Annotated in this window: 14 protein-coding genes; 2 read left to right on the forward strand and 12 right to left on the reverse strand. The window is 53.6% G+C overall.

Annotation, left to right across the window (positions count from 1 at the left end):
- Positions 1-13 precede the first annotated feature (13 nt).
- The 6 genes from MFP24_RS22765 to kduI all read right to left on the reverse strand — a co-directional run bounded on the left by MFP24_RS22765 (position 14) and on the right by kduI (position 6,575).
- Complete coding sequence (locus tag MFP24_RS22765) at positions 14-1,141, reverse strand: ABC transporter ATP-binding protein (protein WP_249232391.1); 1,128 nt, start codon at positions 1,139-1,141, stop codon at positions 14-16.
- Positions 1,142-1,154: 13 nt separating this feature from the next.
- Positions 1,155-2,060 (reverse strand): carbohydrate ABC transporter permease, encoded by a 906-nt coding sequence (locus MFP24_RS22770; RefSeq protein WP_249232390.1) that lies wholly within the window; start codon positions 2,058-2,060, stop codon positions 1,155-1,157.
- The gene (locus MFP24_RS22775) at positions 2,053-2,943 is read right to left on the reverse strand and encodes a carbohydrate ABC transporter permease (RefSeq protein ID WP_136167857.1); all 891 of its coding nucleotides are present in this window, start codon (positions 2,941-2,943) and stop codon (positions 2,053-2,055) included. Before MFP24_RS22775 ends, MFP24_RS22770 begins: the two co-directional genes overlap by 8 nt.
- A 47-nt stretch (positions 2,944-2,990) precedes the next feature.
- Complete coding sequence (pelW, locus tag MFP24_RS22780; protein ID WP_249232389.1) at positions 2,991-4,622, reverse strand: pectate disaccharide-lyase PelW; 1,632 nt, start codon at positions 4,620-4,622, stop codon at positions 2,991-2,993.
- A 273-nt stretch (positions 4,623-4,895) separates the two neighbouring features.
- A complete protein-coding gene (kduD, locus tag MFP24_RS22785; RefSeq protein ID WP_249232886.1) occupies positions 4,896-5,657 on the reverse strand; it encodes a 2-dehydro-3-deoxy-D-gluconate 5-dehydrogenase KduD in 762 nt (253 codons plus the stop codon).
- An 81-nt stretch (positions 5,658-5,738) separates the two neighbouring features.
- Positions 5,739-6,575, reverse strand: a complete 837-nt coding sequence (kduI, locus tag MFP24_RS22790; RefSeq protein ID WP_249232388.1) for a 5-dehydro-4-deoxy-D-glucuronate isomerase — start codon at positions 6,573-6,575, stop codon at positions 5,739-5,741.
- A 325-nt stretch (positions 6,576-6,900) separates the two neighbouring features.
- Here kduI and MFP24_RS22795 point away from each other — a divergent pair, with 325 nt between their 5' ends.
- Entirely contained in the window at positions 6,901-7,233 is a 333-nt protein-coding gene (locus tag MFP24_RS22795; RefSeq protein ID WP_249232387.1) for a cupin domain-containing protein, read from the forward strand.
- Positions 7,234-7,297: 64 nt separating this feature from the next.
- Here MFP24_RS22795 and hxpB read toward each other — a convergent pair whose 3' ends face one another.
- Positions 7,298-7,963 (reverse strand): hexitol phosphatase HxpB, encoded by a 666-nt coding sequence (hxpB, locus tag MFP24_RS22800; protein ID WP_249232386.1) that lies wholly within the window; start codon positions 7,961-7,963, stop codon positions 7,298-7,300.
- Between the two features lie 186 nt (positions 7,964-8,149).
- On the opposite strand from hxpB, the gene MFP24_RS22805 reads away from it, so the two are divergent.
- A complete protein-coding gene (locus MFP24_RS22805) occupies positions 8,150-8,692 on the forward strand; it encodes a YniB family protein (protein WP_249232385.1) in 543 nt (180 codons plus the stop codon).
- A 76-nt stretch (positions 8,693-8,768) separates the two neighbouring features.
- Here MFP24_RS22805 and MFP24_RS22810 read toward each other — a convergent pair whose 3' ends face one another.
- From MFP24_RS22810 to MFP24_RS22830, 5 genes are all read right to left on the reverse strand, one after another.
- Positions 8,769-9,629 (reverse strand): fructosamine kinase family protein, encoded by an 861-nt coding sequence (locus MFP24_RS22810; protein ID WP_249232384.1) that lies wholly within the window; start codon positions 9,627-9,629, stop codon positions 8,769-8,771.
- A 206-nt stretch (positions 9,630-9,835) separates the two neighbouring features.
- Positions 9,836-10,696 carry a metal ABC transporter permease gene (locus MFP24_RS22815; protein WP_249232383.1) on the reverse strand — a complete coding sequence of 287 codons (861 nt, stop codon included), beginning with the start codon at positions 10,694-10,696 and terminating at the stop codon, positions 9,836-9,838.
- On the reverse strand, positions 10,693-11,559 hold the full coding sequence (locus MFP24_RS22820) for a metal ABC transporter permease (protein WP_249232382.1): 867 nt from the start codon (positions 11,557-11,559) through the stop codon (positions 10,693-10,695). The genes MFP24_RS22815 and MFP24_RS22820 overlap by 4 nt, the downstream gene beginning before the upstream one ends.
- Positions 11,556-12,449 carry a manganese/iron ABC transporter ATP-binding protein gene (locus MFP24_RS22825; RefSeq protein WP_249232381.1) on the reverse strand — a complete coding sequence of 298 codons (894 nt, stop codon included), beginning with the start codon at positions 12,447-12,449 and terminating at the stop codon, positions 11,556-11,558. Before MFP24_RS22825 ends, MFP24_RS22820 begins: the two co-directional genes overlap by 4 nt.
- The gene (locus MFP24_RS22830; RefSeq protein ID WP_283164128.1) at positions 12,446-13,360 is read right to left on the reverse strand and encodes a metal ABC transporter substrate-binding protein; all 915 of its coding nucleotides are present in this window, start codon (positions 13,358-13,360) and stop codon (positions 12,446-12,448) included. Before MFP24_RS22830 ends, MFP24_RS22825 begins: the two co-directional genes overlap by 4 nt.
- Positions 13,361-13,747: the final 387 nt, after the last annotated feature.

The raw sequence follows: 13,747 nt of genomic DNA on the forward strand, positions 1-13,747 counted from the left end.
GTTATTACTCCAGTTAAAGAGAGATATTTTTTTCTGTTTTTGCATCAAAGATATGGCATCTTTCCATATCGAACTGGAAGAATATCTGGCGATGCAGGCCGTTTTTTATAATCTGCCGCGCTTCATCGGACGGGACGCGGCTGGTTAATTCAAAGCCATCGACTTTTATATACATAAAGAATTCATGGCCCATGTTTTCTACGCGCACCAGCTCGCCCTGCGAGTGGTTGGCCGTAAACGGGGTCTCTGAAACGGTGACGTATTCCGGACGGATACCGAAGAAAACATCCTGGCCGGAATAGGCTCGCACCTTATCCTGCTGCTCGCTATTCAGTACCAGCGTGTAGTGCCCGACGGTCAAACCAATCTGGCCGTCTTTTTCCACCAGTTTGCTGGGTTTGATATTCATTTCCGGCGAGCCGATAAAGCCGGCGACAAACATGTTGACAGGGTAGTGGTACAGGTTGTCCGGCGTATCCACCTGCATGATATGACCCAGCTTCATCACGCAGATACGGTCGCCCATGGTCATGGCCTCCGTCTGGTCGTGGGTGACATACACGGTGGTCGCGGCTTTACCGCTTTTCTTCAACTGCTTATGCAGGTCGGAAATACGGATGCGCATGGAGGCGCGCAGCTTGGCATCCAGGTTGGATAAGGGTTCGTCAAACAGGAATACGTCCGGCTTTTTAACGATGGCGCGGCCCACCGCGACGCGCTGCGCCTGGCCGCCGGAGAGCTGGCGCGGCAGACGGTCCATCAGCTCCTCCAGCTCCAGGGTTTTGGCGGCTTCGGCCACTTGCTCTTCAATCTGCGCTTTCGGCATTTTGCTGAGCTTCAGGCCGAATGCCAGGTTCTCCTTTACCGTCATATGCGGGTAGAGCGCATAGTTCTGGAACACCATGGCAATCCCGCGTTCTTTCGGCGCCAGATTATTCACCACCCGTTCGCCGATGCGCACTTCGCCGCCGCTGATGGTCTCCAGGCCGGCCAGCATGCGCAGCGTGGTGGATTTGGCGCAGCCGGACGGGCCGACGATCACCATAAACTCGCCATCGTTAATGGTCAGGTCGATGCCGTGTACCGCTTTGAAACCGTTGGAATACACTTTTTCCAGTTTGTTGAAAATGACTTCAGCCATGATAGATCCTCTATTAACCTTTGATTCCGCTGCTGGTCACGCCTTGCACGAAGTAACGCTGCGCCAGGAAGAAAATAATGATGGATGGCAGAATTGAAATGCTGGACATGGCCAGAATCTCGTTCCACGGGGCGCCTTCCGTCACGTCGATGGACATTTTCAACGCCAGCGCGATCGGATATTTATCCACGCTGTAGACGTAGATCAGCGGACCGATGAAGTCGTTCATCGACCACATAAACTGGAACAGCGCAACGGAGATGATCGCCGGTTTCAGAATCGGCACCACCACATACCACAGCACCTGGAAAGAGTTGCAGCCGTCGATCTGCGCCGCTTCCTCCATATCGCGCGGTACGCCGCGCAGGAACTGGATCAGCATAAAGACGAAGAAGCCCTGGGTGGCGAACGCCAATGGCAGATAGAGCGGCAGATAGCTGTTCAGCATGCCCATTTCGCGGAACATGATGTACTGCGGGATCAGCAGTACGGTGCTGGGCAGCAGCATGGTGGCGATAAGCGTGGCGAACCAGAAGTTCTTCCACGGGATCTCGAAGCGGGCAAAGCCGTAAGCGACGATGGTGGAAGAGATAATGGTCAGAATCACTTTCGGGATCACATACTTGAAGGTGTTAATCATGTAGTGGCCGAAATGGTATTCCGTGCCGGTTTTCCAGCCGTTGACGAAGCCGTCCGAGGTCGGATGCGCCGGCCATAATCCGAGAGTGGTGAAGATCTCGTGATTCGGCTTAAAGGATGCCGAGAACATCCATACCAGCGGATACAGCATCAGCAGGCCGACAACTAACAAAATAATGTAACGAACGGCGGCGTTGATTTTCTCTTTACGCAGCGTCCGGCGAATTTCCAGCGCCGCGCTTTCTTGCACCGCGTTGATATTTGAATGCAGGTCAGCCATTTTTTCCTCCTTTATCGGCGGAGTAGAACACCCAGTATTTGGACGACTTAAAGGCAACCGACGCGAATACCGCCACCACCAGGAACAGCACCCATGCCAACGCCGCGCCATAGCCCATATCGAAATACTTGAATGCCGTATCGTAGATATAGAGCGAGAACAGGTAGGTGTAATGGGTCGGACCGCCGCCGGTGATGACGTAAGGGGCGGTAAATTCCTGGAATGCCTGCGTGGTCTGCATAATAAAGTTAAAGAAAATAACCGGCGTAATTAATGGCACGGTCACTTTCATAAACATTTGCCATTTGGAGGCGCCGTCGATCATGGCGGCTTCATACTGCGATTGCGGGACGTTCTGCAAGGCGGCCAGGAAGATAACCATGGCGGAGCCAAACTGCCAGACGCGCAGCAGGGTGACCGACATTAATGCCAGAGAAGGCTCGCCGAGCCAGTTGATGGCATCAAAACCGAACACGGCGAGAAAGCTGTTCAGCAGGCCGTCAATGGCGAAAAGCGCCCGCCACAGTATGGCGATGGCCACGCTGCTGCCTAAAATGGAAGGCACATAGTAAGCGGTACGAAAGAAACCGATGCCGCGCAATTTAAAATTGAGCACAAAGGCAATCAGCAGGGCGAATATTAATTTCAGCGGTATGGTCAGAAAGACGTAGGCAAAGGTAACCAGCATTGATTTCCAGAAAAGGTCGTCTTCCAGCAACATCCGATGATAATTTTCCATCCCGGTGAATTCGGGAGGGTTCATCAAGTCATACTCGGTGAAACTGAGTATAAATGACGAAATAAAGGGAAAAGCGGTAAAAACTATCAGCCCTATGATATAGGGGGAGATATAGGCTAACCCCAGCATTCTGTTTTCATTCATCATGCTTACCTATTAGTAATTGGGAATAATTATTAACAAACATAAAATCAAACCTTTAATAACTCTGGATAAATAAACTCCACGTCATAGATAATTTTATTTTCCCCGTTAACGCGAAAGTCGCCGTGCACATATCCCCCCTGGGTTAAAAACGGCGGAATCTCGTTTAGCCTGTTGCGGCAGGCGGCGACGAAAGCGGATAAAGCCAGCGGGGCCGGGTCATCCAGCCTCAGATAGCGATGCCGTGCCGAACGTACGAATAATCCGCGATGGAAATGTTTTTCAAACAGAATTTCCGCCAGTTGCCAGGCGTATTGCGCCCATTTTTCCGACTGGCGGCGTTCGGCCAATTCGGTCATGGCGTACACTAAGGCCGGGCTGGCGATATGCTGCGCGTTTTCGTTAGCCAGACGGCTGAGAATGGTGTTAATCAACGCATACAGCTCCTCATCGGCGCTCAGGCAATAAGCCCGCACCAGCGGCAATAAATAATCTCCCTCCAGAGCAAAGCGTTTCAATTCCGTGCCGGCTTTTCCGTAATAGCCGTCGCGCTTAAAACGATAACCGGTCATATCCTGGCCGTTATTCCACATCGGGCGCAGCGTATTGCTGCTCAGGTCGTAGGCGTATTGGTAATAATTTTTCAGCCCGGAAATCACCCAGCCGAGCATTTCGTCGTCGGGTTGAACGCGCAGGATATCCAGCATGGCCAGCGGGTTATCAATCAACAGCGGGCGCATATCCCGGAAAAGCACGTTGGCCTCGCGGGCTATCTCGCCGAATTCGGCGCCGAACTGGCGCTGGGCGCGGTCGCCGAACCAGGACTGGGTCTGATTATCGTCGGCGGGCACCGGCTGGCGCTGCAGCGGCGAGCTGAATTGATAAACCGGCATCCCGGTCTCCGGGTTTCTTGCCAGCACATATTGCCGGTACAGATGCTTGCCCCATTTCGCCGCCTGCCGATCGCCGGTATATTCCGCATACTTGAAGGCGGCATAGATAAGATCGGTGCCGGCGTTAACAAAGGTCAGCCCTTTTGTCAGCGGCAGAACCGGCCACCGCGCGGGGTTAACCACGTCGTGACGGGGATGCTGGAAAACGTCGGGATCGCGCGGTTTGGCATAATCGCCGTGGCGCCCGAGGTCCAGCGAGTTCCAGTCCTCGACGTGCGCGTTCCAGAAGCCCTGCAGGAAGTTCAGCGTTTTGGCGGCATCAATGCGATGCAGCAGCGCGTAATAGGGCAGGTGGTGTTTGAGTTCATGGACCTGGGCTTTTGACTCCGGTCCTTCGCTTTGCAGCGTATCCAGATTGATAAAACGATGTCCGCCCCAGAAAAACAGGCCGCTGTGAGCATCGACGAAATTTGTCAAAAAGTACGCCGTCTGCGCGGCGGCCTGCTGCTGATAGCTGTTTTCCCCGGTGATGACGCTCATCGCGCAAAGCGTTCTCAACCAGTTTTGCTGGCTGGCGAAATTGGAAATCGGCGCGCTATGCCCGTCGGGAAATTGCCATACGACGGGATCATGACTCAGCACGTCAAATCCATCGGCCAGCAGCGGCGTTGGATTGCTGCGGCTGCTGGCTCGCTTTGTTACGGTGCCAATATGCTTGTCCAGTGCGGCAATCCACTCGTCAAGCCTGTTTTCTCTGCTGGTGTACAGACGGGCAAAAATACTCATCAAGTACCTTCTTATGGAACTGAGTTAACAGTTCCTTATAAATAGAAACGCTGTTTCGATTGATTATATGGCGCTATTCGCCCTGCCGTCATGTACCCGATAGCGAAAGTGTGATCAAAGTCGGAACGTTGTTTTGATTTTTTTTAAAGCGGGATTTTAATATGGGGAATAGCGTAAATATAAAAATAACTTTTTGAAAAATAAATAAAAAGCACAATATGAATTGTGCCTTTTATAGCGATCCGAAAATAATTGCCGACGCGAAAAGAGGTATTAGCGAGCCAGCCATCCGCCGTCAACGGCGATGGTATAGCCGTTGATATAATCAGAAGCGCCGGACGCCAGAAATACCGCCGGGCCCATGACATCCTGCGGCAGGCCCCAGCGACCCGCCGGGATGCGCTCCAGGATTTCTTTGCTGCGTTCTTCATCCGCGCGCAGTTGCTGGGTATTGTTGGTGGCCATATATCCGGGGGCGATGGCATTGACGTTAATATGGTGTTTGGCCCACTCATTGGCCAGCAGACGGGTGACGCCCATTACCGCGCTTTTCGAGGCGGTGTAGGAAGGTACGCGGATACCGCCTTGGAAAGAGAGCATCGACGCGATATTGATGATCTTGCCGCCGTTGCCCTGCTTGATAAACTGGCGGGCAACCGTCTGCGACATAAAGAATACGCTCTTGATGTTCAGGTTCATCACGTCGTCCCAGTTCTTTTCACTGAAATCGATGGCATCCTCGCGGCGGATAATGCCGGCGTTATTGATCAGAATGTCAACTTTGCCAAACTCGGCAACGGCTTTTTCCACCAGTTCGGCGTGGCCGGCAATATTGCTCACATCCGCCGTCAGGCTGAGGAAACGGCGTCCCAGCGCGGTGATTTTCTCGATGGTGTCTTTGGGTTCGACAATATTGACGCCGACGATATCGCAACCGGCCTGCGCCAGTCCGATAGCCATACCTTGGCCCAGACCCGTATCACAACCGGTGATAAGCGCCACTTTGCCCTGTAAATCGAAGGAATTTAAAATCATAGCCATAATCTCTCCATAAGCGACAATACTCAGTCGTTAGCTGTTACTGTAGGGAATATCGGTTATTCCGGCCGCCGGCGATTAACGTAACTCGCTGACCTTGACGTGATCCATGTCACCGAAAACCTGATTCTCGCCAACCATGCCCCAGATAAAGGTGTAGCGTCTGGTGCCCACACCGGAATGGATCGACCAGCTCGGTGAGATCACCGCCTGCTCGTTGTGAACTACAATATGACGGGTTTCCTGCGGTTGCCCCATCAGGTGAAAAACGGCGGTTTCGTCATCCATATCAAAATAGAAATAGACTTCCATCCGGCGTTCATGCGTATGGCAAGGCATGGTATTCCACAGGCTGCCTTCGGCCAGTCTGGTCAGGCCCATAGTGAGCTGACAGGTGGGCAATACGTCAGGAACGATATATTTATTAATGGTGCGGCGGTTACCGCTGGCATCTTCACCCAGGGTCTGCGGCGACGCCTGCGTCTGGGTGATTTTACGGGTCGGATAGGCGGTGTGCGCCGGCGCGCTGTTATAGTAGAACTTTGCCGGGTTTGTCGCGTCGCTGCTGATGAAACGCACGTCTTTTGCGCCCATGCCGACATACAGCGCTTCCTCGTTGCCTATCTCATAGCGCGTCCCGTCAACCGTGACCGACCCCGCGCCGCCGATGTTGATAACCCCTAGTTCGCGCCGCTCGAGGAAATAGCCGACGCCAAGCTGTTTGCCGACTTCGCCGCCGATGGTCACGGCGGCTTCAACGGGCATAATGCCGCCGACGATAATGCGGTCGATGTGGCTATAGGTCATAGTGTAGGCGTCGGCGGTAAAAATCCGTTCTATCAGAAACTGGCGACGCAAACCGGCGGTATCCAATTGGCTGGCGTGATCGCTGTGAATGCCTTGACGTACTTGCATTGCTTCGCCTCTCATTCAGATACGGATATCAATCCGCGTAAAACCCTGGGGAAAGCGCCGGGCGGAACAGATGAGATGCGTGGCAGTGACAACGTCACCCGAACCTTGGTTTGCCCGGTTCTTTCTTGTTATGCTGGATGATAGTTTGATTGGGATATGAATTCAATAAATATGAAATATTGTTTTATTTATTTCTTGAGGACGGTCATGGTTTTGCTTATTTTAGGTTTCATCTGACGCTGATGTTACTAGAATGTCGCTATCCGCAGGCACCGGCTCGCCTTGAATGCACGGCACGGGGAGCACAAAAAGAGAGGGGAAAACGATGAAAAGGTATTTTATTGACGACGAAACGCCGTGGGAAGTATTGGGCGGCGGCATCAAGCGTAAGATCATCACCTGGAGCGATGAGCTAATGATGGTCTGCGTGCATTTTGACAAGGGCGCCATTGGCACGCCCCACAAACATGATATTCACGATCAGATCGCTTACGTCGCCGCAGGCAGTTTTGAGGTGGTGATTGAGGGTGAAAAGCGCATTCTGAAAACCGGCGATGCCTATATGGCGGTAAAAAACGAAATGCACGGCGTGGTTTCTCTGGAAGACGGCAGCGTATTGATCGACACCTTTTCTCCCAAACGCGCTGATTTCCTGTAACTTCCCTGGCGGCGACCGGCGCTTTTCCGACCGCCGGTTACCGCATCTTGCCCCGTTCCCTTGTTCAGACGATATTGGCGACGTCAAGCTGTAGCAAGGTGTCGAGCTTATGATCGGCCAGCGCCCAGCGCGGATCATTCCTCAATTCCCCCTGCGGCACCACAATCGAACGCATCCGCGCCGCTTTGGTCGCAATCATGCCGTTTATCGAATCCTCCAGGGTGACGCAGCGCAGCGGCGGGACACCCAACCCTTGCGCCGCATTCAGATATACTTCCGGGTGCGGTTTGCTATAAAGCAGATTTTCGGCGGAGACCAGTACGTCGAAATAGCGCTCCAGATTGAACATGGCCAATACCTGCCGCTGCATGGCCAGGGGGGAGGCGGACGCCAGGCCGATCTTGAGCCGTTGTTGACGACAGAGCTGCAAAGCCTGTTCGACGCCCGGCAATAGCGGACGGCGCTCGGCGACCAGGGCGGTGGCGCGTTCGATAATGCGGCCGACGACCACTTCCCGGCTGGGAGTTTCCCAGGGCGCAAGCTGATACCACAGGTCAACCACCATATCGATGCGCAATCCCAGCGTGTCGGTCATCGAATGTCGCAATGAGGTATCAATCCCCAGAGAAGCAATAACCTCAAGCTCGGCTATATCCCATAAGGGTTCTGAATCGATCAGTAAGCCATCCATATCAAAAATCGCCGCGCGGATAGAAGAATCAAAGGTCATGCCGTAGGCTCCGTAATATAAGAAACATCGGTAGATTGTAAGCCAAATCATCGCCGCTGGGGGTGGCCGAGCGATAAAACGTTGACTGATAGTAAACTTAACGTAGGCTTCTAACGGGTTTTTTTAGGTATACACTATTGTTATCCGAAAATATTAACAATGTTGCGTCGCTCAGAAGGGGAACTCATGACGTATCAACAGGCCGGCCGTGTCGCCGTGGTTAAACGTATCGCGGGATGGATCATTTTTATTCCGGCTTTGCTGTCCACTGTTGTTTCACTGGCTAACTATCTTTATGCCTATACGCAGAAAAAGCAGGGGATTGATGCGGTGCTGCTGGATTTTTCGCATCTGATGATCGAGATGGTGCGCTTTAATACGCCGTTTCTGAATATTTTCTGGTACAACTCGCCGCTTCCGGATTTTTCGCGTTTTTTTACTGCCCCCAGCCTGATGTTCTGGCTGATTTATATGCTGATTTTCGTCGGCCTGGCGCTGCAGGTTTCCGGCGCCCGTATGTCGCGGCAGGTGAAGGCGATTCGTGAAGGCATTGAAGATCAGCTGATTCTGGAAAAAGTGAAGGGCAACGAAGGCAACACCCGGGAGAAGCTGGAGTCTCGCGTAGTCGTGCCGCGACACACCATTTTCCTGCAATTCTTTCCGCTCTATATTTTGCCGCTCATTATTGCCGGCATTGGGTATATGGTGCTGCGCTTATTAGGGCTCTAAGTCCGGTATTCTATATCGGCGCTTGCTTTGTGCTTTTTACGTTGATGTTATGCCCGCGCCGGCGGGCTATTCGTCTTCAGAGCGGCAGCTGCGTCTCTATCGCCTGCTGGGCCGCAACAATATGCTTGCCGCCAAACAGATTGGCGCGGTTGAGCAGGTAATAAATCTGATAGATGGGCTGCCGTTCGATAAAGCCCTTATCCAGCGGCCAGACGCTTTGGTAGCCGTCATAAATCTGTGGCGGCAGCGCCGGGTAGAGCGGCAGCATCGCCAGGTCGCACTCCCTGTCTCCCCAATAGCAGGCCGGATCAAACAGATAACATCCATTATTGCTGTTGGCGCAATTATCCGGCCAGAGGTCGCCGTGCAGTAACGACGGCTGCGGCTGATAGCCGGCCAGCCGCTCTTCCGCGCGCGCAATCAGGGGCTCGACATCGCCAAAGTGCATGCCTTTCTCTGCGGCCAACTGCAATTGCCAGCCAATACGCTGCTCGGCAAAAAAAACCGACCAGCGCCGCTGCCAGCAGTTCGGCTGCACGGTGGTGGAAAGGTCGTTATCAAAGTCGAGGCCAAACTGCGGCTGATCGCTCCATTGGTGCAGTCGCGCCAGCTGTTCGCCAAGACACCAGGCGCCGTGGGCATCCAGCGGTTTTACCTCCAGGTACTGCAATAACAGGAAGCTGTGATCGCGGGAACTGCCCACGCCGTAAACCTCAGGGACGTTTACCGTATGGCTGCGCGACAGCAAGATAAGCTGGTCGGCTTCCGCGGTGAATTTGGGCAGCATTTCACGTACGTCGCATTTTACGAAAACCTCATGGCCGCCATAGCGAACATACCAGGCCGGGTGCATTTCGCCACCAGGCAATTCGCGGCGCTCCTCGATTTCGGCGGCACCGAGATGTTCTTCCAAAAGCCGGCTGATAGCTTGCCACATAAGGTTACTCTCCCGTTGATATTGCCCTGTATACCATTACGGTAATTGATTGAACTGTATAAAAACTGAATCTGTCGCACAGTGATGATGATTGATAAACGCCGCGAAAAGGCATCAGGAGGAAAGTATAGCCGTTGTAGAAAATAAAACCGTGGGGCGGGGGATTAACCGGCGGAAAAGCGCCGCCGGTTAATCGAGCGGCCGCGCTAAACGTTTTCCGTCGGCGCCAGAGCGGCGGGACGACGATGGATTTTCAACTGGTGAAAAGCCAGGGCGACGGTGAAGAACAGGGCCTGGATAATGACGATACAAGGGCCGGTGGCGCCGTCGATATAAAAGCTGATCAACGTGCCGGCCATACAGGAGACGACGGAAACCAGCGTCGCCACGATCAGCATGCGGTCGAAGCTCTTGCATACCATAAAGGCGATGATGCCCGGCGCGATTAGCATGGCGATGACCAGAATGACCCCCACCGCCTGTAATGACGCGACAATCGTTAACGCCAGCAGGCAGAGCAGCCCGTAATGCAGCAGTTTGACCGGCAGACCGATAACGCGTGCGTGGTTGGGATCAAAACAGTAGAGCATGAAATCCCGGCGTTTCAGCAGAATGACCGTCAGCGTGACGCCGGCGATCCACAGAATCTGGGTCAGCTCCTGCGTCGTGATGCCCAGCACGTTGCCGAACAGAATATGGTTCAGGTGTTGATCGGTATCGATACGGGCAAACAGCACTAATCCCAGCGCAAACATGCCGGAAAAAATGATCCCCATCACCGTATCTTCCTTGACCCGGCTATGCTCTTTGACATACCCGGTGGCGACGGCGCAGAAGATGCCGGAAACAAAGGCGCCGATAACCAGCGGGATGCCCAGCAGAAAGGCCACCACGATACCGGGCAGGACGGCGTGGGAAATCGCATCGCCCATCAGCGACCAGCCTTTCAGCACCAGGTAGCACGACAGTACCGCGCAGACGACGCCCGTCACCACGGCGGCGATAAGCGCGCGTTGCATAAACGGGTAGGATAGCGGCTCGGTTATCCAGCTCAGTATCAGGCTCATAGCGCATCCCCCGTTTGGTCGCCGCTCTGGCGCAGGCGGCGCGACGCCAATAAACCATGCTTGGGCGCGAATACAAACGCCAGCAGGAATACCAGCGTCTGCAACGTAACGATTACCCCACCGGTGGCGCCGTCAAGGAAAAAGCTCAGATAGGCGCCGACGGCGCTGGTTGTCGCGCCAAGGGCGATGGAAATCAGCACCAGACGGCCGAATCGGTCGGTAAGCAGATAGGCCGTCGCGCCGGGCGTAATCACCATCGCGATAACTAAAATGGCGCCGACGGTTTGCAATGCCGCGACGGTGCAGGCGCTGAGCAGGGTAAAGAACAGAATTTTCAGCTTCAGCGGAGAAAGGCCGATGGAGCGGGCATGGTTTTCATCAAAGAACACCGCCAGCAGGTCTTTCCATAACAGACAAAGAATCACCAGGGTCACGCCGATAATGATTTCGACCTGAAGGACGTCCTCATCGGCGATACCCAGAATATTGCCGAAGATAATGGACTGAACGTTAACCGAAGTGGGGTTGAGCGAAATAATCAGCAGGCCGACGGCGAAAAAGGTGGAAAAAATAAAACCGATAATCGCGTCTTCACGTAAACGGGTTATGTGGCGGATAAGGGTCATCGCCAGCGCCGCCAGCATACCGGTAAAAAAAGCGCCGCCGGCATACGGCAGCCCCAACGCATAGGCGCCGGCGACCCCGGGCACAACCGAGTGCGACAGCGCATCGCCCATTAACGACCAGCCCTTGAGCATCAGATAGGCCGAGAGGAAGGCGCAGACGCCGCCCACGATGGCGCTGACCCAGATGGCTTTCATCATATAGTTATAGCCGAACGGCTGTAGCAGGAGATCGATCATTGCTGTTCTTTCTCCCCTGGGACGGCGCGCAGAGCGGGAGGGTCGTTCTTGGTTGAACCATAGAACACCGCCGGGCGTTCGTCATCGGTCAGTACGGTAACCATGCGCTCGTCGTCGTCGTCATGCAGGTTCGGCCCGCCAAGATTGATATGGCGTAACACGCCGCCAAAGGTTTTTTCCAGATTGCTCTGGGTAAAGGTGCTGTGCGTCGGACCCGCCGCCAGCACGGTGCGATTCACCAAAATAACGTTATCGCAGAATTCGGGCACGCTGCCGAGGTTGTGCGTCGCCACCAGGATCAGATGCCCCTCGTCGCGCAAGGTGCGCAGCAGATCGATAATCGCGTTTTCCGTTTTTACATCGACGCCGGTAAAAGGCTCATCCAGCAGCAGCACGCTGCCCTGCTGGGCCAGCGCGCGGGCGAGAAAAACCCGTTTTTTCTGTCCGCCGGACAATTCGCCAATCTGACGCTGGTATAATGCCGTAAGGCCGACGCGCTCCAGTGATTCGGCGACGATGTCGCGATCCTGCTGCGAGGGAATGCGCAGAAAATTCATTTTTCCGTAGCGTCCCATCATCACCACGTCGGAGACCAGCACCGGAAAATTCCAGTCGACGTCTTCGGTCTGCGGCACGTAGGCGACCAGATTCTGTTTCAACGCCTGGACAATGGGCTTTTTATTAAGCAATACCTGGCCGGTTGTGGGCCTTACCAGGCCCATAATGCTTTTGAACAGCGTTGATTTTCCGCTGCCGTTAACGCCCACCAGCGCGCAGATGGTGCCGCCGTTCAATGCGAAAGAGGCATGCCGGATCGCCTGGTGGCCGTTGCTGTAGGTCACAGAGACGTCATTAATCTCCAGTGACTGCGTTGCTGTATCACTGCTCATTGATCAAATCCTTTGGCGATGGTCTCTACAGTGACTTTTAACAAATCAATGTAGGTGGGCACCGGGCCATTTTCGCTTGACAGCGAATCGACATAGAGTACGCCGCCGTATTTGGCTCCGGTCTCTTTACTGACCTGTTTTGCCGGTTTGTCCGAGATGGTGCTTTCGCTGAATACCACCGGGATTTTTTCCTTGCGGACGGTATCAATCACCTTGCGAACCTGTTGAGGAGAGCCTTGTTCATCGGCATTAATCGGCCATAAATAGACCTCTTTGAACTGATAGTCTTGCGCCAGATAGCTGAATGCGCCTTCGCTGGTCACCAGCCAGCGCTGCTGATCCGGGATACGGGATAAGCGTTCACGCAACGGCGAGTCGATGGCCTTGATTTTTTCCGCATAGGCTTTGGCGTTGCGGTTATAGGTTTCCGCATTCGCCGGGTCGTATTTCACCAATCCCGCCCGGATATTTTCAATATAGACCAATGCGTTGGAAGGCGACATCCACGCATGGGGATTGGGGTTGCCGTTATAGGCGCCTTCACGGATCGACAGCGGCGTAATCCCTTCCGTCACCACCACCGCCGGAACGTCCTTGACGTTGTCAAAGAAACGCTCGAACCAGCGTTCCAGATTCATGCCGTTCCACAGTATCAGCTGGGCCGACTGCGCTTTAACAATATCGAGCGGCGTGGGCTGGTAATCATGAATCTCCGCGCCCGGCTTGGTAATCGACTCTACCGTCGCGGCGTCGCCGGCGATATTCTGCGCAATATCCTGGATGATGGTAAAGGTAGTGACTACCTTAAGCTTTTCCGCGGCGTTGGCGCTGGCGACGGATACAAAGAGCAGGGCGCCGGGCAACGCCATACGACGCAAAAAAGAGGGTAGGAGAGTCAAAAAACCGATCATAGGTATATCCTTGCAGGTTATGGATGATTGAATTGAGAATAATTATCAATATCATTTAAGTCAAGAGACAGATGGGCAGTAATAACGTGTCGGAAGACTCGGCGGGTAACTAACTGTGCGCACATGAGCGAAAGACTCATCATGCTCCTTCGGTAACAGAAGTAGTGATCTAATTTAATAAATCGTACGTAATCTTGCAACGTAAGTCTAACGCTAACGCTGCGATACCCGTACATGTCATGGGTAATTGACCGAGATTAGCAGACAAGCCGATCGGCGGACTAATAAAATGTCGGCTTTTGCCGATAAAAGTATAGGCTTTTAGTATAAGTTTTGTTTCTGGAAGGAATGTGTGGGTATGAGCAGTAAATCAGAAAGGCGTTGGAA

Source organism: Brenneria tiliae (assembly GCF_023347575.1).
GTDB lineage: Bacteria > Pseudomonadota > Gammaproteobacteria > Enterobacterales > Enterobacteriaceae > Brenneria > Brenneria corticis.